The organism is Burkholderia sp. Bp9099 (assembly GCF_003857805.1).
Classification (GTDB): domain Bacteria; phylum Pseudomonadota; class Gammaproteobacteria; order Burkholderiales; family Burkholderiaceae; genus Burkholderia.
Window position 1 is genome coordinate 39687 of record NZ_QTPU01000037.1, and the last position, 25192, is coordinate 64878.

Sequence of the window (25192 nt, forward strand, 5' to 3'; positions counted from 1 at the left end):
ACACAACGATAGCTGCGCCTAGCGAATCAAAAAATTATGCAACCGACTCTTATCCGAAATGCCAGGATTCTCGACACCCGAAATCTTGAATTGCATTTTACTCATGCTGTGCTGATCCAGGGCGGCATCATCCAGAAAATAGGAGGTACCGAGCTGGCGTGCGAAGGCGCGCTGGAAATCGACGCCAACGGTATGACCCTGATGCCCGGCCTGATCGACTGTCACGTGCATGTGATGGCCTCGTCTTTTAACCTGGGCGCAGTCGCCCGCATGCCCAACGCGCTAGCGCTGCTGCGGGCCCTGCCGATTATGAAGGGCATGCTGGACCGCGGCTTTACCGCAGTGCGCGACGCCGGCGGTGCCGACTGGGCGCTGGCCGAGGCGGTGAAAACCCGGCAGGTAGTCGGGCCACGCCTGTTCTGCGCCGGCAAGGCCTTGTCCCAGACCGGCGGGCATGGCGACTTCCGCGCCCGCAATGACATCCTCGAAGACCCCTGTGCGTGCGCCTACAAGATCGGCAACATTGCCCGCGTGGTGGATGGCGTCGATGCCTGTCGCCTCGCGGTCCGCGAGGAAATCCTGAAAGGTGCATCGCAGATCAAGGTGATGGCCTCCGGCGGCGTGGCCTCTCCCAATGATCCGATTACCAATATGGGTTTTTCCGAGACTGAACTGCGCGCCATCGTGGAAGAGGCAGGCAACGCCAACACCTATGTCATGGCACACGCCTATACACCCAAGGCCATTACGCGCGCCATCCAGTGTGGCGTGCGCACCATCGAGCACGGCAACCTGGTGGATGAGCCCACGGCCAAACTGATGAAGGAGAAAGGTGCCTACATGGTGCCCACGCTCATTACGTACGAGGGCTTGGCCAACGACGGCCCCAAGTACGGCCTGCCGCCCGAATCGGTGCGCAAGATAGCCGGGGTGCGCACCAACGGCCTGGAGGCGCTGAAGGTGCTGGACAAGGTAGGCGTGAAGATGGGCTACGGCTCCGACCTGCTGGGCGAAACGCACCACATGCAGTCGGAAGAACTGCTGTTGCGCGCCAAGGTCCTCGGCAATGCCAAGACGATCCAGCAGGCGACGCTGATCAGCGCCGAGATCCTGAACCACGCGGGTCTGCTGGGCGAGGTTGCGGAGCAAGCCTATGCCGATCTGCTGTTGATTGACGGTAATCCGCTCGATGACATTGGATTGCTGACCCGGCATGACACGGCCATCAAGCTCGTCATGCAGGACGGCGTCATCCATAAGAACTGCCTCTGATCGACATCCACCCATCGTCCTTGAGAACAATCCATGTACACCGTATCGGAACGCCTAGAGCGTTTGCCGTTCAGCCGCTTTCACTTCAAACTTCTCATCATCGGCGGGCTGGGGCTGGCCTTTGAAGCATTGGATGCGGGGATCATCGCCTTCATCCTGCCGTCGCTGCGCGCGAAATGGGACCTGACCGGCGGTCAGGCGGGCTGGATCGCCAGCAGCACCTATGTCGGCTTCCTGGTCGGTGCGCTGCTGTCGGGCCTGTTGGGCGACCGCTTCGGACGCAAGGTGGTGATGATGTGGTCGCTGGTGCTCTTTTGTGTCGCCACCTTCGCCAACGCATTCGCGACGAACTTCCATGAATTCTACATCCTGCGCATGATCGCTGGTGTCGGTATGGGGGCCGAAGGCGCCATTGTCGCGCCATATCTGACGGAGTTCGTCAACAGCCGCTACCGTGGCCGCTTCACGGGAGCACTGGCTGGGTTCTTCTCATTCGGCTTCGTGCTGTCCGCGCTGCTGGGCTATCTGGTTGTGCCGACGGGTCCCGGTGGCTGGCGCTATCTCATGGTTATCGCGGCGCTACCGGTGGTGCTCCTGCTGTGGATGCGGCGCGCGCTGTTCGAGTCGCCGCGCTGGCTCGAAGATGTGGGCCGCCATGACGAAGCGGCGCGCGTGTGCGACGCCATCGAGGCTCAAGTAAAAAGCGCCACGGGTCGGCCTTTGCCGGACCCGGAAAAAGGCCCGCACCATGCGACACCGTCCAGCGCCGACGGGCGAGACAGTTTCTTTGGGCGGCTGGGCGTTCTGTTCAAGCCGCAATACCTCACCACCACGATCGTGGTCTGGGTGTTCTGGATTGCCGTCATTTTTTGCTACTACGCCTTCCTGGTCTGGATTCCCAGTCTTCTGGTGACCAAGGGCTTTACCATCACCAGGAGCTTCTCGTTCACCATCCTGATCTATCTGGCGCAGATTCCCGGCTACTACTCCGCAGCCTATCTGAACGACAAGATCGGCCGCAAATATACAATTTTGGCCTACATGCTGGTCGCATGTTTGGCCGCGCTGGGGCTGGCTTTTGCCGCGGGTGATACGGAAATTGTCCTCTACAGCATGCTGCTGTCCTTCGGCATGAACGGCGTGATCGCCGGCCAGTACACCTACACGGCCGAGATCTATCCCACCTCCATTCGCGCTACCGGCATGGGCACGGCTTCGGCGCTCGCCCGTATCGGATCGATCGCTTCGCCCACCATCGTCGGCGCCGCCTATCCGGTGCTGGGCTTCGGCGGGGTGTTCGTGCTGATCACCGCTGTGCTCTTTGTCGGCGGGCTGGGCATTCTGTTCTTCGGCAAAAACACGCAAGGCATGACCTTGGAGGGCATCAACGAATGACACTTGAGCAGACATTGGAGGGCCTCGCACAGGCCGCGTGCGGGTTGGGCCAGGCCGAAGGCGCCGAGGCGCAGTGGTCCGTCATTTCGCGTCTTGCTGAATCTGTCTTCGGCTACAGCCTGCTGACGGGTCTGGTGTACCTGAAGGATCAGCGCCTGATGCGTCGCATCTTCTCAACCGATGAAACCGTGAGTCCGCCGGGCGGCTTCAAGGCCACGGGCAAGGGCCCCTGGTCGGCGCGAGTGTTGGACCAGGGGCGACACTACATCGGCAACAACGAGGCCGATATCCGCTCCGTGTTTTCCGAAGCGGAACTGCTGATCGAGCGCGGCCTGCACTCGGTGCTCAACCTTCCCATCTGGGGCGCGGGCAGTGTAATCGGATCGCTCAATCTTCTGCATCACCGGCATGCTTACGAACATACCGACGAGCGGGTGATGCATCTGGTGTCGGGCATTTGCGCACCGGTGTTTCTACTGGCGAAAGAGGTGGAGCAAGAGGCGGTGGCATCGGTGGATTTTTCCAGGCTGGAGAGCGTTTAGATTATCCGCACCTGGATGTTGTTGCTCAGGGCTTTGCATCGATTTCGATTCAGTCTCATCAATCACATAATTCGTATTACTAAATTGACCGTATCAGTATTAAATAAGATTCACGCCACAGGTTAGGAGCACAAATGAAAAAGGTATGTCTTGCAGCGATGTTCATCTCGGCTGCAGCGGGAACCCATGCGCAGAGCACGGTTACGCTGTATGGGACGGTGGACGACGGTATTACCTACACCAATAATCAAGGTGGGCACAGCAATATTCAGGCATCGAATGGCGCGCTTGGTAGCAGCAAATGGGGCTTCCTCACAAAAGAAGACCTTGGCGGCGGGTACAGTGCGCTGGCGCGTCTGGAGAATGGCTTCGACATCAACAGAGGAACAATGAATAACGGTGGCCGCCTGTTCGGGCGACAGGCTTACGTTGGCATGGGGTCGCCGTTCGGCACTGTGACGATGGGCCGTCAGTATGATTTAGTTCTCGATTCGTTGATCGGTTTGTCTGCGTCGAGCCGCCTCGGTGGCATCCTCGCGGCGCATGCGGCAGATGTCGACAACGTGTGGGGCGATTATTCGCTGAGCAACTCGATCAAGTATGTCTCGCCGATTTATGCGGGATTCAAAGTTTCGACGTTGTTCAGCTTTGGGGGCGTCTCGGGTGATTTCTCGAACGGGAAGAAGGAGTCCGTTAGTCTCAGTTATGCGGGTAATGCGCTCAGTGCTGCGGCCGTCTTCTCGCGCATAGACAATCCGGCCACATCCATCTATGACGCATCCGCGGCTCCGGTCGCGGGAGGTATCTTCGTCAATCCGATCACCAACCCGACATTCAGCGGCTACACGTCCGCGCGAGCTTTGCAGGTCGCCGGTGCCGGTATCAACTATCGACTGGGGCAAGCACTGATCGGCTTCACCTATACGAACACCCGGTTCGAAAACGTGGTTCGCACGTCATCGACGCCATTCTCCGGGACGGCGACGTTCAACAATTTCGAAGCCCTCGCTACCTACAATGTAACGCCCGCTTTCATGCTGGGAACGTCATACGACTACACCAAAGCCGAAACCGCGAAGTACCTGCAACTTAACGCGGGTGCCTGGTACAACCTTTCCAAGCGGACTCTGCTCTATGCAACGACGTCGTGGGAGCACGCAACGGGGATTGATTCAACTGGAAAAGCAGCGGTAGCCGCGCTGACATTCTTAACGCCCTCCTCGACGGGCAATCAAGTTGCGGTCCGCGCGGGCATTCGGCATAACTTCTGAAGTTTGCTAAACAATTTCAACATATTTTCATTCTGATCAATATGGCAAGCACAACTTTGGGCTGAGGCTGACCCGTTTCCGTGAACGGTTGGGCAGTTAAATTTTAAGCAGGTGGGGTTCCTCCGTTTGACGTGGCGCTGCGAGTTGTCCACGGCCGGCCAGCGGGTCGCCTATCACGACCATGACGCTGGCCGGCGGTGGGCAACTCGCTCGGCGAGTATGTTCGGTTTTGTTCGCGGTGGATCTGCTCGTAGATGATCGGCGAGCGATAGCCAAGGCTGCTGTGGCGGCGATGCGGGTTATACCAGCCTTCGATGAATGAGAAGATCGCGCGGCTGGCTTGCTCGTGGTTTTCGAAGCGCGTGCGCGCGAGCAATTCACATTCGAGCGTGGCGAAGAGCGACTCGCACATGGCGTTATCGAAGCAGTCGCCCACAGAGCCCATGGATGGGCGCACGCCGGCCTTGCGGCAACGCTGCCCAAACGCCAGGGAGGTGTATTGGCAACCTTGATCGGAATAGTGAATGACGCCCTTGGCGTGGCATTGCGCCAGCGCCATATCCAAGGCCTTGAGCATCAGTTCCGTGCGCAGGTGGCGGCCCATCGCCCAGCCGACGATACGGCGACTGAACACGTCCAGCACCACGGCCAGATAGAGAAAGCCTGCGCGGGTCGGTACGAAGGTCGCGTCGGCGACCCACAGACGATTCGGCGCATCGGCGTTGAAGTGCCGTTGCACCAAGTCTGGTGCGGCGCGTGCCCCGGCTTGTCGTTGTGTAGTGGTGATCCATTTGCGCCGGCTCACGCCACGCAGACCTGCAATGCGCATCAGTCGTGCGACCCGTTTGCGCGCGACATGGATACCTTGCTCAGCAAGCTCCGCATGAACGCGGGGCACGCCGTAGGTGCCGCGTGAGCCGGCATAGATGGCCCGGATGCGGGCCGACAGATCGGCATCACTGCAAGCATGCGCCGAGGGCGCTCGTCGACGCCAGGCGTAGAAGCCGCTGGCAGAGACCCCCAGCAGCCGTGCCATCGTCGCAATAGGCCAGGTGGCCTGATTCGCTTTCATGAACTCGAACCCTTGTCGGGCAGCGTTCCGGTCTCCCTCGCAAACCAGGCCGAGGCTTTTGCCAGGATCTCGCGCTCAAGCTTGAGCTGGCGGTTCTCGCGGCGCAGACGCGATAGCTCTTCGCGTTCGGCGGAGGTCAATCCGTCGTGTCGTATGCCGGCGTCACGATCGGCCTGGGCAACCCAGCCGTAGATGGTCGGCGTGCTCGGACCGCACTCCTTGGCTAGTTCTTTGGGGCGACGCCCGGCATGAACCAGGTCCACGATCTGTTGCCGAAATTCCGGTGCATAGGGCGCTCGGTATTTGGACATGATCCGCACCTCCTTCTTGACAGGATAGATCGTGTCCACGAAAGCGGGTCATCTCCAGGCGTAAAGGTTGACGAGCAGCTTCGAGCTAGGCTGAAAGAGTCGGTCACACGCGTTGCGCGCCCGCCTCATTGGCTGATAAAGCAAGCAATCTTCTCGTATCTGGAGAAAATCGAAAGTGGTCAACTTCCTCCTGAGCTGTCTGCCGAAAATGGTGTCGACGAGCCCGAAGACAATATTCAAGCCATCGTTGAAGTGACCGATAGGCCCTTCCCTTTCCTCGACTTCGCGCAGAACGTGCAGCCGCAGTCGGTTCTGCGCACGGCGATCACCGCTGCGTACCGCCGTCCTGAGGCGGAATGTTTGCCGTTCCTGATCGGACAAGCGCGTCTGTCGCCGAACGTATCGGCGGAGGCCGAAAAGCTCGCGACGCGTCTCGTCGAAGCACTGCGCGCGAAAAGCTCGGGCGGTGGCGTCGAAGGGCTGATCCACGAGTTCTCGCTGTCGAGCCAGGAAGGCGTGGCGCTCATGTGTCTGGCTGAAGCGCTACTGCGCATTCCCGATCGCGCCACGTGCAACGCGCTGATTCGCGACAAGATCAGCAAGGGCGACTGGCGCTCGCACGTCGGCCATGCGCCGTCGCTGTTCGTGAACGCGGCGACGTGAGGCCTGATGATCACAGGCAAGCTGGTGACGACCAATAGCGAAACGGGTCTTTCGTAGGCGCTCACGCGCATGATCGGCAAGGGCGGTGAGCCGTTGATCCGCAAGGGCGTCGATATGGCGATGCGCCTGATGGGCGAGCAGTTCGTCACGGGCGAAAACATTTCGGAAACGCCGGCGAACAGCCGCAAGCTCGAAGCGCGCGGTTTCCGCTACTCGTACGACATGCTCGGCGAAGCCGCGACGACGGAAGCCGACGCGCAGCGCTACTACGACTCGTACGAACAGGCGATCCACGCAATCGGCAAGGCGGCAGGCGGCCGCGGTATCTACGAAGGCCCGGGCATCTCGATCAAGCTGTCCGCGCTGCACGCGCGCTACTCGCGCTCGCAGCACGAGCGCACGATGAATGAGTTGCTGCCGCGCGTGCGCTCGCTCGCCATTCTGGCGCGCCGCTACGACATCGGCCTGAATATCGATGCCGAAGAAGCGGACCGCCTCGAAATCTCACTCGATCTGCTCGAAGCGTTGTGCTTCGATCCCGAACTGCAAGGCTGGAACGGTATCGGCTTCGTCGTGCAGGCATATCAGAAGCGTTGTCCGTTCGTGATCGACTACATCGTCGATCTCGCGCGCCGCAGCCGTCACCGCATCATGGCGCGCCTCGTGAAGGGCGCGTACTGGGATACGGAAATCAAGCGCGCGCAGGTGGATGGCCTCGAAGGTTATCCGGTGTACACGCGCAAGATCTATACGGACGTGTCGTTCCTCGCGTGCGCGAAGAAACTGCCCGGCGCGCCGGATGCCGTCTATCCGCAGTTCGCGACGCACAACGCGCATACGCTGTCCTCGATCTATCACCTCGCGGTCCAGAACTACTATCCTGGCCAGTACGAGTTCCAGTGCCTGCACGGCATGGGCGAGCCGCTGTACGAAGAAGTCACGGGCCGCGACAAGCTGAACCGTCCGTGCCGCGTGTATGCGCCCGTGGGCACACACGAAACGCTGCTCGCGTATCTCGTGCGCCGCTTGCTGGAAAACGGCGCGAATACGTCGTTCGTGAACCGTATCGCCGATGAAAGCGTGGCCATCAAGGACCTCGTTGCCGATCCGGTGGAAGAAGCCTCGAGGGTCGTGCCGCTCGGCGCGCCGCACGCGAAGATTCCGCTGCCGCGCAATCTATACGGCGCCGAGCGTCTCAATTCGATGGGCCTCGATCTGTCGAACGAGCGTCGCCTGGCGTCGCTGTCGTCGGCGTTGCTCGCGAGCGCGCATCATCCGTGGCGCGCCGCGTCGATGCTCGAAGACAATGAAATCGTGGTGGGCGCCGCGCGCGACGTGCGCAACCCCGCAGATCAGCGCGACCTCGTCGGCACGGTTGTCGAAGCGACCGCGGATCACGTGAGCGCCGCGCTCGCGCATGCTGTGGCCGCCGCACCGATCTGGCAGGCCACGCCGGTCGATGCACGCGCCGATTGCCTCGCGCGTGCCGCTGATCTGCTCGAAGCGCAGATGCATACCCTGATGGGTCTGGTGGTGCGTGAAGCCGGCAAGTCGCTGGCGAACGCGGTCGCGGAAATTCGCGAAGCGATCGACTTCCTGAGCTACTACTCCACGCAGATCCGCGACGAGTTCTCGAACGATACGCACCGTCCGCTCGGTCCGGTGGTCTGTATCAGCCCGTGGAATTTCCCGCTGGCGATTTTCATGGGCCAGATGGCCGCCGCGCTGGCAGCAGGCAACACGGTGCTCGCGAAGCCGGCCGAACAGACGCCGCTAATCGCCGCGCAAGCCGTGCGCATTCTGCGTGAAGCCGGCGTGCCGGCCGGCGCGGTGCAACTGCTGCCGGGCAACGGTGAAACAGTAGGCGCCGCGTTGGTGGCCGACCCGCGTACCCGCGCGGTGATGTTCACCGGTTCGACCGAAGTCGCGCGCCTCATCAACAAGACGCTGTCGGGCCGCCTTGATCCGGACGGCAAGCCGATCCCGCTGATCGCAGAAACCGGGGGCCAGAACGCGATGATCGTCGACTCGTCGGCACTGGCCGAGCAGGTGGTGGCGGACGTGCTGCAATCGTCGTTCGACTCCGCCGGTCAACGGTGTTCCGCGTTGCGCGTTCTTTGTCTGCAGGACGATGTAGCGGACCGCACGCTGGAGATGCTGACGGGTGCGATGCGCGAACTGGCCGTGGGCAATCCGGACCGTCTGTCGATCGACGTGGGTCCGGTGATCGACCTCGACGCGAAGCGCGGCATCGACGCGCACGTCGCCGCGATGCGCGAGAAAGGCCGCAAGGTCGAGCAACTGCCGATGCCGGAGGGCTGTGCGCAAGGCACGTTCGTGCCGCCGACGCTGATCGATGTTGTCATGGCGCCGGCTCAAATCGAGGTTAGGCGAACGTCGACGAATCGTTCGGCCTCTTGACGCCGGATGTTGCCTGGGACAGCCCGTCGAGCAACGCGATGAGCGAATTGAATAGCGCGGAGAGTTGATCCGCGTGCGCACCGGCCCGACTCAGCATTTCCCGTTGCTCCGCAGCCGTGGCTTCCCATTGCCAACGCATGAATTGCTCGTATTGAATCGGCAACAGCTTTCGTTGCTCGGTGTAGCAATGCCTGACTCGCTCGAGCATTGCACGGTCCGGCATGCGTTCTTCCATGATGTGTCGGGTCAATTTGTCGTGGGTCGCCCGGGCTTCGTCCAGTTGAGCGTCGACCAGATAGAACAGGATCGGCAAAAACTGGATGGGCCGCCATGTCGGCGATCGCTGCTTGTCTTCAGTCATCGCTTTAATATCTGTTAAATGATCGCGAAGTCGGTCGATCACGGAATTACATATCCGATCAAACAGCGGACCTTGGATCGACCGGGCCGGAACCCGGATCGAGGCGCGGATCAATGGCTTGAAATGGGCGGAGAGGCGGGCGCGTGGAATACGCCGCGCCAATCACATGTCCGACACGGCGTGCGGGATGCAAGCCTCAACTTCGTTCAGAGGGCCGCCCGCACGCCTCGGCGCAGTCGCGGAGTAGGACAATCGTGCGACGCACGATTCACTCTGGATCCACGCGCTGACAGTTCCCGTGCGCGCCGACATCAATCGTTTCCATCAGTCGGTCGATGTCGAGCAGGATTATCACTTGTTCGGCGTCGTCTCCTTCGTGGATGGCGAGACTCGCGATGAATTCCATTTGCAATGCGGTCCCGGACGCCGGCGCAGGGCGGCGAGCAGAGAGATCGACATCGACGACGCCGCTCACTGAGTCGACGATCAGACCGATCGCCTGTTCTGCATCATTGAGTACGATGATGGCGGTCGGTACGGCGTCGTTGGCCGGGTTCAGCGAGAACTTCGTTCGTAGATCGACGATCGGTATGACAAGGCCGCGCAGATTGATTGTGCCCTTGACGAATGGTGGCGCATCGGTGGCGGGCGTCGGTTCTATATAGGGGCGAATCTCTCGGACACTCGAGATATCGATTCCGTATTCCTCGTTGTCGAGCACGAAGGAGACAAATACCTGCGTGGTCGCTTGGTCGGCGCCATCGCATACGGATGCGACGTACCCGATTTCAACTGCTTCCGTCATGTCATGCTCCCCAAATAGGATGGTTCGAGCCGAATCAATTGGCGTTTCAGTCGCCCGTCGCGTGCGCTCGCACATGCGAGGATGTCGTTCTCGTCCCGATTAAGGACGGCCGGTGTTCGAAGGGCTTCGAGTTGACCGCCGCCTCTTCCACCAATGTCGCGTCCGGCCATGAGGCCTCGCACGCCAGAGGGATCGTGTCGTCGATCTGCTCGATGCCGCTGTTCCGTTCGCGGAGGTCGTGGCGATCCGGCCTGCGATACCTGTCACCCGCGCCGCGGTGCCGACGGCTTGGGTCGTCATGCAGATGGAGTCGCCGGCGAGATGCGCGGCGACACGAATTTCCTGTGCGGACGATGCCGGCTGGCCTTCGCTTGGTGCGCGCTGTACAAGCGCGGTCAATTCAATTGCCGCTTCTTCGACACTGCGACCGGTTGCTCGGACACAAGCCGCTACCACCGCGGCAGCGAGTTCGAGAAGGCGTGTCCGAAACGCGATCTCGATACCGTTCTCCTCATCGCCGCGCAGGAACGTGACCGGCACCGGCACTGCGGCTTCTTCATCGTCGTCGCAGCGCGGCTCATCCGATACGGTCGCTTTGGGTTCTGTCATCGCATGTTCCGAAAACGGAATGGTTCGCGCCGTATCAAAAGGCGGTCCAGTCTGATGCAGTGTTCGCCGCGACACGGGGCGACGGTGTTTTTGCCTCCGCCACAGGCGTGCGGCCGGCTCGAACCGGCCGTGGCACGATCGCCATGGTTATTGCACCCCGGTGCGCCGCCGGCTGCTCGTATGCGTGGCTATCCGCGGATCCGACGCGGAAGAACGAGACTGCCTCGGTCAATCGATGGCCCTGATCTTCGAGCGACTTCGACGCGGCCGCTGCTTCTTCCACCAGTGCCGCGTTCTGTTGCGTGACTTCGTCCATCTGCGTGATCGCGATGTTGACCTGTTCGATTCCGCGACTTTGTTCGGAGGACGCCGCGGCGATTTCGCCCATGATGTCCGTCACGCGCGCCACGGCTTTCGTCACTTCGGCCATCGTGTGGCCCGCATCGTCGGCAAAACGCGAGCCGTCCTGAATCTTCTGTACGGATGCGCCGATCAGCGCCTTGATTTCCTTGGCTGCACTCGATGAACGTTGCGCGAGGCTTCTCACTTCGCTCGCCACGACGGCGAAGCCGCGACCCTGCTCACCCGCACGGGCAGATTCCACGGCGGCGTTCAGCGCGAGAATATTGGTCTGGAACGCGATGCCTTCGATGATCCCGGTGATCTCGGCTATCTTCGAAGAGCTATGGCTGATGTCGGTCATGGTTTCCACGACCTGACTTACCACCGCGCTGCCCTTGTGCGCAACGTCCGACGCACCGCCGGCCAGGGCGCTCGCATGTTGCGCGCTCTCCGCGTTCTGACGCACGGTGGCGGTGAGTTGTTCCATGCTCGATGCCGTCTCCTGCAACGCCGCCGCCTGTTGCTCCGTGCGGGACGACAGGTCCTGGTTGCCCGCCGCGATCTGACTGGATCCCGTCGCGATGCCGTCCGCGGCAGTACGGACTTGCCCGATCAGCCGGACGAGGCTCGCCTGCATCTCTCCCATTGACGCGAGCACGCTGCCCCGCGGCGCGGCCGCGGCGCCATCGACGGTGCCGAGGTCGCCGGCCGCGACGCGGCGCGTGACGTCGCTCAGGTCGCCGGGCTCCGCGCCGAGCGCACGTGTCATGCTGCGCGTGATCAGGAACGCTGCAACGGCGGCGACCGCGACTGAAGCGAGACAGATGCCGATCAGCAGAGCGAGGTGTCTGCCGTACTGTTGCACGGACGCCTGCTTGCTTTCAGTCGCCCGATTGCTCGCGAAATCGACATAGGTGCCAGTTGCCGCGACGAGTTCGTTCAGCAGCGGCCGGCACTGATCGACGATCATCGCGATCGCCTGGTCGCGCTGGCCATGCAACGCAGCGTCGCCGATCGCGACGGCCACCGGGCCATATCTTGACTCGATGCGGTTGATCTCGGCCACCAGCGCACGGGCCTTCGCCGTCACGTCGGGATTCGTGGCGATTGCTTCGTTCAGTTGGCGAAGCCGTGCCTGCACTTCCTCGTGCGCCTGTGTCATCGCAACGCGTTCTGCTTCGATATCGTCGGGCTTCGTCACGAGCACGAGATTACGCACGGCGGTCGCACGCCGAAGTACCGCCGCACGAATTTTCTCCGTCAACTCCGCGCGTGCACGCGCGCCGTCGACGTAGCTGGCGAAGCTGTCGTTCGCGTCCCCGAGCGCACCGAGTGCGAGCACCGAAACCAGAACCACCAGCACGGCCATCATGCCGAAGGTCAGCGCGAGTTTCATTCGCACGGTCAATTGTCCAAAGCTCATGTTTGGTCTTCCCCTGTAGTTCGCCCTAGTCGGGCGGTTGTGGCTGTGCTTGTTATGAACGTCGGGGTCGGGAAGGCGTCGACATGCGTCCACGCTTATCCGCGCCCCCGTTGTCGATATCGCGACCACGCAGGGACCGGTGCCGTGCTTCGATTGCTTCGCGGCCGTTCGCGAAGGGTGGAGCACGGCATGCCCGGCGCGATCTGCGAGATCGTTCCCGGGAAATACATGCAAGCGGTGTGCCACATAAAGGGTGCCGTCGGACAAGGCTTTGCCGGCAGTGCGGCAGCGAGCGTGTCAACGCGCCCGGACAAGCGTGTCCGGAATTCGGACGCTAACCGATGTCGAGGTTCGCCATGCGCGTGTACAGAGACTGACGGCTGATGCCGAGCCGCTTCGCTGCCTCCGCGCGATTGTCGCCGGTGAGGCCCAGCGTGCGCAGGATCATCTCGCGCTCGATGGCGGCGAGTGCTTCCGACAGCGGACGATTGAGCATCGCGGCCGGTAGCAGCGGGTCGCGCGACGGGACACCCGGCTCGTCGAGAAACGCGAGATCGCGTTCGGTGACGACGGCTCCGGGCGCGAGCGCATTCACGCGTGCGATCACGTTGCGCAGTTCGCGTACGTTGCCTGGCCACGCATACGCGATCAAGCGGCGCTCTGCCTGAACGGACAGCCGCTTCGTTGTGCCCGAGCTCGACGTCGTGTCGAGAAAATGGACTGCGAGCGGCAGGATATCGGCCAGCCGCTCGCGCAGCGGCGGCAGATGAATGGGTATGACGTTTAGCCGATAAAGCAGGTCTTCGCGAAACGTTCCGTTCGCAACCATGGTCCGCAGGTTTCGGTGGGTTGCCGCAATCACGCGGACGTTCACCGAAATGGACCGGTTGACGCCGAGCGGGGTGACTTGCTGTTCCTGCAGGACGCGCAGCAGCTTAGCCTGCATGGAGGTCGCCATGTCGCCGACCTCGTCCAGAAAAAGCGTGCCGCCGTCGGCTTCGACGATTCGGCCCGTCCGTGCAGCCGTGGCGCCCGTGAAAGCGCCTTTGCAATGGCCGAAGAGCTCGCTTTCGAGAAGCTCATGAGGAATCGCGGCGCAATTGACGGCGACGAACGGGCCAGCGCTACGCGATGACGCAACGTGGAGTACCCTGGCCGCGACTTCCTTGCCGGTTCCCGTTTCCCCGGTGACGAGAACGGTCGCGTCCGACGCCGCGGCGCGGCCGATGCATTTTTGTACTTCGCGCATCGCCGCGCTGATGCCAAGCAAGCGTGGCTCCGAATCGCCAGGCTCGTCGAATGCGTCGACATTCGCCTGCGCATTGGAAGCGGCATCGGACGGCAGATGGGCGGCGAAGATGCGCTCGAGCAGGCTCGAGATATCGTCGCGACCGACCGGCTTCGTCAAGTGGTCGAAGGCGCCGAGGCGCATGGCAGCGATAGTGTTGCCGCTGCGGGCATAGGCGGTCAGTACCACGACGGGTACCGTCGCGAGTCGATGGACGCGCCGCAGTTTCTCGAGCACGGCTATTCCGTCCATGTCGGGCAACCTGATGTCGAGGAATATGCATGCGGGTTGCAGACCTTGTTCGACGCAGGCGAGCGCGTGCTCGCCCGTGCCGGTACATAGGGTTTCGTAACCGAGATCGGTCAGCGTTTCGGACAATCCTTCGCAGAAGGCATCGTCGTCGTCGATCAACAGGATGGTCGCCATGGGATATCGATGACAAAGCAGGCAGTAGGGGTGGCGGCATGATAGGCATTACCGCCGTGCGACGATGCAATCTCTCGAACCAGAGTGAGACCCAGCCCGCAGCCGCCGGGCCGCGCGCTGACGAAGGGTTCGAAGATGCGCGCGCGCTGGGTTTCGGCAACGCCGGGGCCGTCGTCGGCGACTTCGAGCACGAAGCGCATGCCGCATGGCGAAGCTCGATGGCTGGCCTCGATGTGAACCTTGCCGCCCGGGCGAACGTGCGCCAGCGAATTGACGATCAGATTGTCGAGCGCACGACGCATCTGGGCGGGATCGAATACGGGGAGATCGGTCGTTTCGCCGGTGGATGCCGCCGGCATATTGCAGGCCACCGTCAACGCGACATCCTGGCTGCGCGCGAGCTCGTCGTGTGTCTGCACGCTTTCCGGAAGCCACGTGGCTGGATCGACCGGCTCCGTGCGCGGCGTAACGGGCTGGGTGAGCGCCAGGAGTCTCGATACCTGGATTTCGACGCGCTCGATCTGGCCCAAAATCGAGCGCAGCGCCGATTGCTGCCGGACGGCATCGCCGGCCAGCGCGTTCTCGGCTTTCAATCGCATCGCACCAGCCGGATTGCGAATTTCATGGGCAACCTCGGCGGCCAGTGTGCCGAGCAGCGCGACCCGATGAGCCTGAGCGAGGCGTGTTTCCAGTTCGCTCGCCTGCTCGCGAGCATCGCGGTCACGCGCAATCCAGCGGTTGATTGCATGCGCGATCCGATCTAGTTCCGGTTCGCCCGGGCAGCGGATACTGCCGGCCGATTCGGCGGCGTCGTTCGAGAGCGCCGCGTCGAGCCTTACCAGTTTCTGGCGCCATGCGTCCAGTGCGAAGGCGAGATACAAGGAAACGGCGAACAGAGCCGCCAGAACGACGGCGAATGTCAATACGATGGCGTCGCCGTCACGGACCAACATCGATTGCGCGCGCGTAAGCGTCCACGCGTAGAGCCCGGTATGTCCGTTCACGGGACACGCGGTCGCGATGACCGCCTCGCGATTTCGTCCGACTATTTCGGTGGCAGGACGAGTGTCGGTGGACGCTGCGGAGAGCGCGCTCAGAATCAGCGGCGTTTCCGCCTCCGGAATGTCGCGCTTGATGCCGCTGCCTGGGTAGGACGGAAACGCGTAAGCCAAGAACCCGCCGGTTTTCTCCGATGCACTCGACGGCGGCGTGGAACGAGACGCGGTAGCCCTCCAGAAGCCTCCTTCGATACCAGCGGATACGGCAAGGGCGGCGTTGAGGACGTCGTGCAACAGTTGAGCGTTCGGCTCCGTCGAGTGCAGTAACGACAGCGTGTAGTGGGAAGCGATCGCTTCGCACGCGTCACTCGCTCGCTGCTTGGTGGAGGCGATCCGGTGGCCTTCGGCGCAACTGGCCATCAACCATACGATTGCGATCAGCGATGCGCACAGCGTTGCGGCAAGTGCCCTGAGTAGAGACAATTGCGTTGAAAACCTTGGTCTGACTAGCATCATATTCGTGCGATGGACGGTGCGTCGCGTGCGTCGGTGGAAATCGCCTGTGGCGTGCGGTTGCGATCTCGTCTCGCACCGACAGCGCAGCGCGTTCAGTCCCTCGCGAGTAGGCGAGCGATTTGAAAGGTCGCTCGCATTTCGAGCAAGCCATGGGCTCCGCCAACCAGTTGCGTCATGGGCGGCACCGACGATCGAACTCGCTTGATATTATGTGTCGGTAAACAAGACGAACGATGTCGTTTGGATAGCTGCGTCTCGACGCCCCGGGCAGGGCGATATCGAGGAGGTGCACGAGCGGGACCGCGCACGTGGGATGTCCGTAGGCGTGGCTCCGTTGTGGGGAGATCACCAATCGCCGGTATTTCATTTGAATGATCATTTCATGCCTGAATCTAGTGGCTATCCTTATTATCTGAACGGTACACGAATGATATAGGTTCGTTGTTGAGGGCAATCGTTTGCGCGTGGTGTGCCGTCAAAAAATATTTTTCGTACCGGAGCCACGACGCCGGGCGCGAGCAGATCCAGCGTTGCGATCAGAGTCCGCACGAAGTCCGCGGATACGCCGAGTCGAAGCGGGTGGGGGCGGCGGTGGCGTGGTCGACTATCTAGCATATGGAGTACGGTGTGCTGGCGCTATTCTTGCCGCGCTCGAGGGCCTGGAGGTCATGGCTCGCGGCACAAACGTGCTTGGTGCGTTTGCCGCCAGTGGTGGCCAATCGAGGCTAGACGTAAGGATGTTGCGCTCCATACATCACTCTCGGGACGTAATGTCCAGGTAAGCGAGTCGCCATTTGCTGGTAACGGGCAGGTGTTTCAATGTGCGCGGGTGTTGACGTTCGCCCAGAATTGACCCAACGGAGATGCGTGGACATCAACACGTAGGCCAAGCAACCAATCCGTGCCGTGCCGTGCCGCGCGGTGCTTCGCCGCCTCGGCGAGGCAATCATTGATAAACGATCTGCGCTGCAAGATCGTGCTTGATCGACGTAGCCATTTTTCCGAGGTCGGGACACTGATCCGGCTGCAAATACGGCGTCTTCGAGGTCAGATCGAGCGTCCGCGTCACGGTGATGGTCCTGTCTTCGACGGCATAGGAAGACGTGTACGTACCGAACGGCGAAGCGACGGTGACGGGTTTGGGAAGGCTCAACACCTTCATGGCGACCGGCAACTCTACTTTCGTGACTTCGCTGATGTGTCCTGCCTTGAACAGGAACGGCGTCCTGCGTTTGCCGTAACCTAGCCCATCGAAGACGCTCGAAATCGTGTTGATGCCACCCAATCCTCTCGGGACACGCATGGCGCCGGGACCGGGCAGAGGCGTGTAGTCAGGAAGCTCGAACACGCTGGAGAACGCGAAAGCATGCCCTACGTCATTGATGTCGCCGTGTATGTAGCGGCCCGTGCCGTCTAATCCGCTGGCTGTCAGAAATGCCTGCGCGAACACCGGTTCGGAGCCCGCAGGCAGCCGCGCGAAGATGGAACGCGCAATCAAGTCGTATTCGCCGCGTGTATTCACTTCGCTACTGCCCCGAACGTTGCCGAGGTTGTCGAGCTTGATTTGCGTGGTGACCATCACCTTGTCGGCGTCCGGGTTGGCAAGGGTGACTTGCCTGATTTCTTCGGGCCATTTCAATCTTGGAGAACGCCCTCGATGTCGTCGGCAGTGTCCCGAGCAGCTCGGTCTTGTCGGCGAGCTTGCTCACGATCAGGTGCCGTACCTTACCTTCGGCCTGCCACACGCCGTACACGGCGAGTAGCGCATTGTCTGCATCCCCGAATCAGGCAATGCGTTTGTGTTTGACGCACGCCGCGTTCGCTACCACGAATCCTGAAAGGATATGACGCGCTCGACGATATCGGCGAAGGTCTGGACGGAAGGGCGAATGGCTTCGACATCGAGTGCGCCGAATCCCAAAAGAAATCCGTCACGGAATTCGGGATCGCCTTGATTGAACGAATGCAGCCGGCGAAGGTAAATGCTCTGCTCAAGAGAGCGCGATATGGTCGTGTCGAAGTCAACCAGATCGCGAATCCTGACAGTCATATGCAGACCCACCGCGTTTCGCGACATCTCGAGCGCGTCGCCAAAATTCTGATCCAGGCATCGGAGTAATTCCGAATGTCTTTCACCGTAGATATCGCGCATCCGCCGTATGTGCTTCGCGAAATGGCCATCGGCAATGAAGTCGGCCATCGCTGCTTGCAACAAAAGGTGCCCTGGCCTGTACAAGCGTAACGAAGCGGCTGAAAAGGAATCGACCAGATCGGGTGGAACGACGATATAGCTGAGCCTCATGCCGGGATACATGACCTTACTGAACGTTCCCATCAGAATGACGCGATCGCTTTTATCGGAGCCTTGAAGAGACGGAAGCGTGCGCTGGTCATATCGGAATTCACTGTCGTAGTCATCTTCCAGCACGAATGCGTCCCACCGCTCCGCAGCCTCGCACAGCTGGACGCGCCGTTCATCCGACAATGTGACGCCCATCGGAAACTGATGCGAAGGTGTCGTCACGATCAGGCGGGGCCGACGCTCGCATCGTTCGATCTGCAAGCCGTCGTGATCGACAGGAATAGCCTCCACATCCAGCCCGTTGGCGCGCAACAAAATCGGTGTTGCCCAATAACAAGGGTCTTCAACATAAGCCAGATCACCTGCATCGGCCAGAATTTGCGAACAAAGATCGACCGACTGATTGCTGCCCATGGTAACGATGATCTGTTCCGGGGTGGTTCGGACTGCTCGCGATACACGCAAGTAATCGGACAGCGCGCGGCGCAATGGGAGATATCCCCCCGGATTGGAGTAACCCATGAGATCCACGTGCTGCTCCCCGAGATAGCGATTCTGGATACGCCTCCATATCTGATAAGGAAAGCATGTCGTATCGCAGACCCCAGGAACGAATGCACCCTTGCGCTCGTGTATACCGGCTGGAGCGCGTATCAGTTGCTCCCCGCGTTTAGACAGTGTTCGCGCTGTCGACGCTCGAAGTGGCGACGGCTTCGTCGATTGCGGCGGCGTGTCGGCGACAAGCGTGCCGCTCGTAGAGTCGGATCGAAGATAGCCGTCGGCCGATAGCCTTTCATAAGCCGTTACGACGGTTATCCGGGAAACCTCGAGTGTTGCTGCGAGCGTTCGCGACGATGGCAAACGCGTGGAGGCCTTCAGCGTGCCGTCGGATATCGCGTCCCGGATCGCGTTCGCGATCTGGACCTGTAGCGGTACGGACCCGTCTCGACGAAGGCGGCTGATCAGGAGGTCGGCGAGCAGTGAGTCAGCCATTGGATCTATCGAACTTTCTGAATTGGACTCATAGCATCACCACGGGAACACGTACTGTCAAGGTCAACCTTGTTCCGCTTATTGGTGGTCCTATGCGATTCTCTATTCGTAAGAATGTTCTTCAGCTACATCGGGTGATAGGTCTGAGCATTGGCCTGTTCGTCGTCATGGTGGCGATGACCGGCGCGGGCATGCTATTTCGTACGCAGCTCGAACCGGTCGTCTACCCCAGTCTGCTCAAAGTTCAGACGTGTAACGCGCGTCTGCCGCTCGATACCTTGATCGCCAACGCACGGGCTTCCAATCCAGCAGCAGGCCAACCAAAGCAGCTCCGCATATACGACGACGCGGATTCCAGCACACGTATTCTCCTCGGCGACGGCCGGTGGTACTACGTAAATCCATGTACCGGAAAAGTCCTCGGAAGCGAGGATCGTTACGGCGGCATGTTCGGAGCAATGGCTGCCCTCCACAGTTTTCATTTTCTGAAACAAGGAAGCGTTGTCGCCGGATCGCTTGCGATGACTTTTGGATTCGTCCTCGTCGTCGGTGGTCTGGCGGTGTGGATTCCGGATACGCTGCGCAAGCGCCGGCGCGCCAATGCGACCCCGGTCAACCTCCCCATCCGTGCGCACCGGCTCAACCTGCACAAAACGCTCGGCGGCTATGTCAGCGTCATCCTGCTTGGGTGCGCGCTTACCGGTGGCTTGCAATCGTTCCAGTTCGTGAGAGACGCACTCTACGCACTAACAGCGTCCGTGCCTCCCCAGCCGTCTCCCAAACTGATCGTGCAGTCCACTACGCCGGGTTTGTCGGTGGAGGAACTGTGGCAACGCGCACAGGCGCTGGTGCCGAATCCAGAATATGCCCGCATTCACTACCCGGGTAAGCCCGGGGATGCTTTCAACGTCGACCTCGTCGCACGCGATGCACCGCATATCAATGCATTTTCGTATGCAAGTCTCGATACGAGAACGGGCAAGGTATTGCGCTTTACTTCTTACTCTGACAACAGCGTAGGTCATCGAATTTATCTGACGGCGCTTGCGTTCCATTACGGATGGCTTAGCGACGGGTTCTTGCAAGTGCTGCAACTCATCGGTGTACTCTCGGTGCCGGTCCTGGCATACCTCGGCATCGGAAGCTATTTGCGTGGAAAACGCAAACGGCCTGAATCGGCGCTCGCGTCGGCGCCCGCAGTTCAACGGACAACGCTCACGTTGAAAGTAGCCAGGAAAACGGTCGAGGCGGAGAACGTTCAATCGTTCGAACTCGTCGACCCTGCCGGAAAACCGCTGCCACCATTTACGGCCGGCTCCCACATCGATGTGCATATACTCGGTGGAAAGGTGCGTCAATACTCGTTGTGCAATTCGTCGTCGGAGAGGCATCGTTATCTGATAGCCGTCATGCTGGCCGAATCGACGCGGGGCGGATCGAAGGCCATGCATGACCGTCTCGACGAAGGGGACTTGATCGAAGTAGGCATGCCCAAAAATTTCTTCCCGCTGGTGAAAACCGCGAAGCGCTCCTTGCTTGTCGCGGGCGGCATCGGTGTCACGCCGATCCTGTGCATGTCGGAACACCTGGCTGATGTGGGCGCCGATTTCGACATGCATTACTTTTCGCGCTCTGCGTCGCGCGCTGCCTTTGTCGAGCGCATCCGGCGTTCGTCATTCGCCGACCGAGCTTTCTTTCACTTCACGCAGGACGAGCAACAGCAGCGGCTGGACTTGGCCGAGCTTTTCGACAGACACGATACCGAAACGCACCTGTATGTATGCGGCGGTGAGGCATTCATGAACGCGGTCATCAACGCAGCCTTGGGACACGGGTGGCGCGAAGACCGGATCCACCGGGAGTACTTCAGCGCAGAACAGAGGGAGCGTGACGGAAATGTCGAATTCGACGTCGTGATCGCAAGCACGGGCAAGACGATTCGGATACCGGAAGACAAGACCGTCATGGTGGCTTTGGCCGATTGCGGAATTCATATTCCGGCGTCTTGCGAACAGGGCGTCTGCGGTACCTGTGTGACGCGCATTCTGGATGGGGAACCACAACATCGCGACTTGTTTCTTTCCGATGACGAGAGAAAGAGAAATGACCTCTTCGCTCCTTGCTGCTCGCGCGCCAATAGCCGGACGCTGGTACTCGATCTGTAAGTGAAGCGACCGGCTTCGTCGGCAAAACCGTAAACAAATTTCTGATTGGAGATGCCGTTGGTGCGATCGAGGATCGCGCGCTCGGCTTGGTATGCGCTCGTCGAGCGCATGTGTGGCCGATCCGCGCTTTTTTTCACTGTACAGCGCATCGCCTTCTCGCCAATGAGATCGATAGGAATCGCCATTTTTTTTAACCATTGGATGGAGCACAAATGAAGATCCCCAAAAATCTGGCCGTCGTTGCAAGCCTGCTTGCAGGCATGGGTGTGAGTAGTCTGGCGCAGGCCCATGGCATCTGGTTCGCGCAGCGCTCGAACCAACTGGCGTTGGTCTACGGCATCGGCGCCGACGATCTGGACATGATCAAGCGGCAGTCGAAGGTGAAGAGCGTCACCGCCTACGACGAACAAGGCAAGGAGGTTTCCACGCAGCTCACGACCAGTGGGCCGCTTCTCGTAGTGAATACCGACAGCCAGCCGGCAATCGTTGCTGGCGTGTTGGACAACGGCCTGTGGAGCAAGACGACGGACGGCAAGTGGTACAACAAGGGCAAGGACGAAGTGCCCAACCCCGCGATCAGCTTGCACACATTCAAATACGCGGTGCATCTGCGTCGCCCTCTGCATGGGGCGGTGCCGATACTGCCAGGGCAGAAGCTGCAGATCGTGCCGGTCGGCAATCAACTGCCGGATCGAATGGGCCAGCCGATCACGGTTCGGGTGCTGTTCGACGGTAAGCCCGTAGCTGGAGCCGAGGTGCAGCCAGACCTTCTTAACGATCCGGATTCCGAACCGCTTAAGACGGGAACGGACGGCAACGTGACGATTCTGGTACGCAACCAGGGTTTGAACGTCGTCGTGGCGAAGTTCGACTCGCCGCCGTCGGAACCCACGAAGACGAACAGCGACGAGCACGAGGCCACGCTGTCTTTCGTGCTGCCGCATCAGCCGGAATGATTGACCGAACCACCATCTGCTGGCCGCAGGCAACGATGATTACCGGCGTTCTTGTCGCTCCCGAAAGCGCTGCCTGCCACGCATGAAGGACATTGTTTCAACTGTCTTTATTCACTCATACCGCATTCACATGAAAAAGTCTCTGATTGCAGCGGTCCTGCTAGCCTCGGTCGCATCTACGGCACGTGCGCAGAGCAGCGTTACGCTCTACGGCTTGATTGACGTCGGGCTGAACTATGCTAACAACATTGGCGGTCATAGCCAGTATTCGATGGGCGCTGGTAATCTCGCCGGCGACCGCTGGGGGCTGCGTGGCACCGAGGATCTCGGCGGTGGCCTGAAAACGATTTTTGTGCTGGAAAACGGATTTAATCTTGCGAACGGAAGGCTTGGCCAAGGGGGCGACGAATTCGGACGGCATGCGTATGTCGGCCTGTCGTCATCCAACATAGGTACTGTTACATTCGGTCGTCAATATGATCCGATTACCGACCTGATCTACATGTTCGTCGCGGCTCAGACGTGGGCCGGATACGCGAGCGCGCATCCTGGCGATGTAGACAACACCGACGGCAGCAACCACATCAACAATGCGATCAAGTTCACCAGCGTGTCGTACGGTGGATTCACATTCGAGGGCGCCTACAGTTTTGGCGGCATCGCCGGAAAATTCAGCCAGAATCAGATCTGGTCGGTCGCGGCGAACTATGTTCGGGGGCCGCTCACCCTAGGGGCCGCCTTCGCCGATGCTCAGGATCCCAACTTCTCCTACTTCGGTAATAACGCGGCTTCAAGTGCTACCGGGTCCAATATGGGTGCAAGTCGTGTTTATTCGGGCTATGCGTCCGCGAAAAGACAGCAGATCTTCGTCGCGGGCGCTTCTTACGTCGTCGGTTCTGCGACTCTTGCTGTCGACTACAGCAACACGCAATTCAAGGATATCGGGGTGTTGCCGGGGCTCCCGGCAACCGGTGCAGGTGGAGATGCACGGTTCCACGACATTGAGGTCAACGTCCTCTATCACTTTACGCCTGCACTCCAATTGGGCGTCGGTTATAACTTCTTGAAAGGATATGGCGTCAACGGTGCAACTTACAATCAAGGTGCGATCGGCGTTGATTACTTCCTGTCGAAGCGGACGGACTTATACGCGAATGCTGTTTACCAGCGCGCGTCGGGTACCGATTCGACAGGTGGGAGGGCAGTCGCCAACCTCAACGGCCTGACGGCTTCCACCACCCAGAGTCAAGCGGAAGTCGTTGTCGGCATTCGTCATCGCTTTTAGCAATCTACGGTTGAGGTCGCACTCTGCGGGCACGATGCGAGGTCGTGCCTGCGTTGTCGTACTGAATAGGGCGATCGGCGTCGAGCTTGGCTAACGACAATACGCGCTGCGTTCGACTGGAAATCAGCGATGAATCAGTTTGCTCTCCTGTTCGGAGAGCGATTTATGCAGGCGCGTGGATAACGCGCTGTTCAACCGCCTCGCCCACAAAAATGCGGACAGGTTCGGTCGAGGACGTGCTGCAGGACGAGCGCACCAGGCTGATGCCCAATCCACGCCCGTTCGACGGCTATGTCGAGCAGACGCTGCGGGTGTCGTCGACCAGCCTCATCCACTTCCAGCGCAACCGCTACAGCGTGCCCACCGAGTACACGAACCAGCTGGTGAGCGTGCGCTGCTATCCGGCATATCTCAGCGTCGTCGCCGACGCCCAGGAGATCGCACGCCACGAACGCAGCTTCGAGCGGCACATGACCTTCTACGACTGGCGCCATTACATCACGCTGGTTGAGCGCAAACCCGGCGCGTTGCGCAACGGCGCTCCGTTCGTCACGATGCCACAGCCGCTGCAGCAGTTGCAGCCGCACCTACTGAAGCACCCGGGAGGCGATCGCATCATGACGCAGGTGCTCGCCGCGGTGCGCGAACACGGACTCGATGCCGTGCTGCTTGCCGTGCAGGCAGCGCTGGACTCGGGACGCCCCAGTGGGGAGCACGTTCTGAACGTGCTGAGCCGGTTGAAGGCACCCACCATGAGCACCAACCTCGCGACGACGAAACTCCAGCTTACCGAAGAGCCGGCCGCCGACGTGAGCCGCTACGAAACCCTGCGCGCCAACCCACCGGAGGACCGTCATGTCTAACGACATCGCCGCCCAACTCAAGGGGCTCAAACTGCATGGCATGGCGAGCACCTGGCCAGAGCTGCTGGCGCAGTCGCGTCACACGGAGTTCGACCCGGAGCGCTTCATGAAGCAGCTGCTGATGGCTGAGACGGCGGAGCGACAGGTGCGCTCGATCGCCTATCAGATGACCGCCGCTCGCTTCCCAGCTCACCGCGACCTGAAGGGCTTCGACTTCGCGCAGGCGCACGTCGACGAAGCGCTGGTTCGAGAACTCAGTGACCTGTCGTTCCTCGCAAGCGCACACAACGTCGTGTTCATCGGTGGCCCCGGCACCGGCAAAACGCACCTCGCCTCAGCGATCGGAATTGAGGCCGTGCAGCGCCACGGCAAGCGCGTGCGCTACTTCTCGACCGTCGAGCCGACCAACGCACTGGAGCAGGAGAAGTCCATCGGCAAACAAGGCCAGATCGCCCATAAGCTAATGTACGTCGACCTGGTGATCCTCGACGAACTGGGCTACCTGCCGTTCAGCCGAACCGGTGGCGCATTGCTGTTCCACTTGCTCTCGAAGCTGTATGAACACACGAGTGTCGCGATCACCACCAACCTCAGCTTCGGTGAGTGGGCGACCGTGTTCGGGGACGCAAAGATGACGACGGCGCTGCTGGACCGCGTCACCCATCACTGCCACATCGTCGAAACGGGCAATGAATCCTGGCGCTTCAAGTCCAGTTCTGCCAAGGCGAAGGCAACCAGAAAGAGAGCAGCAAAAGCAGCAGGCAGTGAGGAGTTATCCACACCGGAATAGATGTACTACGCTGTCTCGGGGTGGGTCAGATTTTGATGAAAACGGTGGGGATGCGGACAAAATCTTGGACTACTTTGGAGGTAGTCCATGTATTCATACGAAGACCGCGTTCGGGCGGTCGAG

General features: G+C 60.5%; 16 protein-coding genes and 3 pseudogenes. 10 read left to right on the plus strand and 9 right to left on the minus strand.

All coding sequences use genetic code 11. The annotated features are described in order from the left end of the window. The first annotated feature begins 36 nt into the window (after positions 1-36). From DIE17_RS31875 to DIE17_RS31890, 4 genes are all read left to right on the plus strand, one after another. Positions 37-1272 carry an amidohydrolase family protein gene (locus tag DIE17_RS31875; RefSeq protein WP_124921627.1) on the plus strand — a complete coding sequence of 412 codons (1236 nt, stop codon included), beginning with the start codon at positions 37-39 and terminating at the stop codon, positions 1270-1272. Positions 1273-1305: 33 nt separating this feature from the next. Then, on the plus strand, positions 1306-2667 hold the full coding sequence (locus DIE17_RS31880) for an MFS transporter (RefSeq protein ID WP_124921628.1): 1362 nt from the start codon (positions 1306-1308) through the stop codon (positions 2665-2667). Continuing rightward, the gene (locus DIE17_RS31885; protein ID WP_124921629.1) at positions 2664-3209 is read left to right on the plus strand and encodes a GAF domain-containing protein; all 546 of its coding nucleotides are present in this window, start codon (positions 2664-2666) and stop codon (positions 3207-3209) included. The genes DIE17_RS31880 and DIE17_RS31885 overlap by 4 nt, the downstream gene beginning before the upstream one ends. Positions 3210-3343: 134 nt before the next feature. After that, positions 3344-4480 carry a porin gene (locus tag DIE17_RS31890; protein ID WP_124921630.1) on the plus strand — a complete coding sequence of 379 codons (1137 nt, stop codon included), beginning with the start codon at positions 3344-3346 and terminating at the stop codon, positions 4478-4480. Positions 4481-4715: 235 nt separating this feature from the next. Here DIE17_RS31890 and DIE17_RS31895 read toward each other — a convergent pair. Beyond that, positions 4716-5863 (minus strand): annotated as a pseudogene (locus tag DIE17_RS31895) (IS3 family transposase); the annotation flags it as partial. Between the two features lie 24 nt (positions 5864-5887). Between DIE17_RS31895 and putA the strand changes: the two are divergent. Further along, a pseudogene (gene putA / locus DIE17_RS31900) lies at positions 5888-8887 on the plus strand (trifunctional transcriptional regulator/proline dehydrogenase/L-glutamate gamma-semialdehyde dehydrogenase); the annotation flags it as partial. A 25-nt stretch (positions 8888-8912) separates the two neighbouring features. Here the strand turns inward: putA and DIE17_RS31905 are convergent. The 8 genes from DIE17_RS31905 to DIE17_RS31940 form a co-directional block, all read right to left on the minus strand. Continuing rightward, complete coding sequence (locus tag DIE17_RS31905) at positions 8913-9350, minus strand: hypothetical protein (RefSeq protein WP_124921631.1); 438 nt, start codon at positions 9348-9350, stop codon at positions 8913-8915. A 226-nt stretch (positions 9351-9576) separates the two neighbouring features. Further along, entirely contained in the window at positions 9577-10113 is a 537-nt protein-coding gene (locus tag DIE17_RS31910; protein WP_124921632.1) for a chemotaxis protein CheW, read from the minus strand. 99 nt (positions 10114-10212) lie between these two features. After that, positions 10213-10722, minus strand: a complete 510-nt coding sequence (locus DIE17_RS31915) for a hypothetical protein (RefSeq protein WP_124921633.1) — start codon at positions 10720-10722, stop codon at positions 10213-10215. A gap of 34 nt (positions 10723-10756) precedes the next feature. Continuing rightward, positions 10757-12487 (minus strand): methyl-accepting chemotaxis protein, encoded by a 1731-nt coding sequence (locus tag DIE17_RS31920; protein WP_124921634.1) that lies wholly within the window; start codon positions 12485-12487, stop codon positions 10757-10759. Between the two features lie 334 nt (positions 12488-12821). Beyond that, positions 12822-14201 (minus strand): sigma-54 dependent transcriptional regulator, encoded by a 1380-nt coding sequence (locus DIE17_RS31925; RefSeq protein ID WP_124921635.1) that lies wholly within the window; start codon positions 14199-14201, stop codon positions 12822-12824. Continuing rightward, positions 14183-15682, minus strand: a complete 1500-nt coding sequence (locus tag DIE17_RS31930; protein WP_311768791.1) for a HAMP domain-containing sensor histidine kinase — start codon at positions 15680-15682, stop codon at positions 14183-14185. The genes DIE17_RS31925 and DIE17_RS31930 overlap by 19 nt, the downstream gene beginning before the upstream one ends. Positions 15683-16661: 979 nt before the next feature. After that, positions 16662-17354, minus strand: a complete 693-nt coding sequence (locus DIE17_RS31935) for a hypothetical protein (protein WP_124921637.1) — start codon at positions 17352-17354, stop codon at positions 16662-16664. 183 nt (positions 17355-17537) lie between these two features. Continuing rightward, positions 17538-19010: a PLP-dependent aminotransferase family protein gene (locus tag DIE17_RS31940; RefSeq protein ID WP_124921638.1), complete on the minus strand. Its 1473-nt coding sequence runs from the start codon at positions 19008-19010 to the stop codon at positions 17538-17540. Here DIE17_RS31940 and DIE17_RS38345 point away from each other — a divergent pair. The 5 genes and pseudogenes from DIE17_RS38345 (at position 18998) to istB (ending at position 25069) form a co-directional block, all read left to right on the plus strand. Continuing rightward, positions 18998-21175, plus strand: a complete 2178-nt coding sequence (locus DIE17_RS38345) for a PepSY domain-containing protein (RefSeq protein WP_124921639.1) — start codon at positions 18998-19000, stop codon at positions 21173-21175. The two genes, DIE17_RS31940 and DIE17_RS38345, sit on opposite strands and share 13 nt — an antisense overlap. 212 nt (positions 21176-21387) lie before the next feature. Continuing rightward, the gene (locus DIE17_RS31950; RefSeq protein ID WP_124921640.1) at positions 21388-22131 is read left to right on the plus strand and encodes a DUF4198 domain-containing protein; all 744 of its coding nucleotides are present in this window, start codon (positions 21388-21390) and stop codon (positions 22129-22131) included. 130 nt (positions 22132-22261) lie between these two features. Beyond that, on the plus strand, positions 22262-23416 hold the full coding sequence (locus DIE17_RS31955; RefSeq protein WP_124921644.1) for a porin: 1155 nt from the start codon (positions 22262-22264) through the stop codon (positions 23414-23416). A 224-nt stretch (positions 23417-23640) separates the two neighbouring features. Further along, positions 23641-24279 (plus strand): annotated as a pseudogene (locus tag DIE17_RS31960) (Mu transposase domain-containing protein); the annotation flags it as partial. After that, positions 24272-25069, plus strand: a complete 798-nt coding sequence (gene istB, locus DIE17_RS31965; protein ID WP_124921641.1) for an IS21-like element helper ATPase IstB — start codon at positions 24272-24274, stop codon at positions 25067-25069. The pseudogene DIE17_RS31960 and the gene istB, both read left to right, overlap by 8 nt. The last annotated feature ends 123 nt before the right edge of the window (positions 25070-25192 follow it).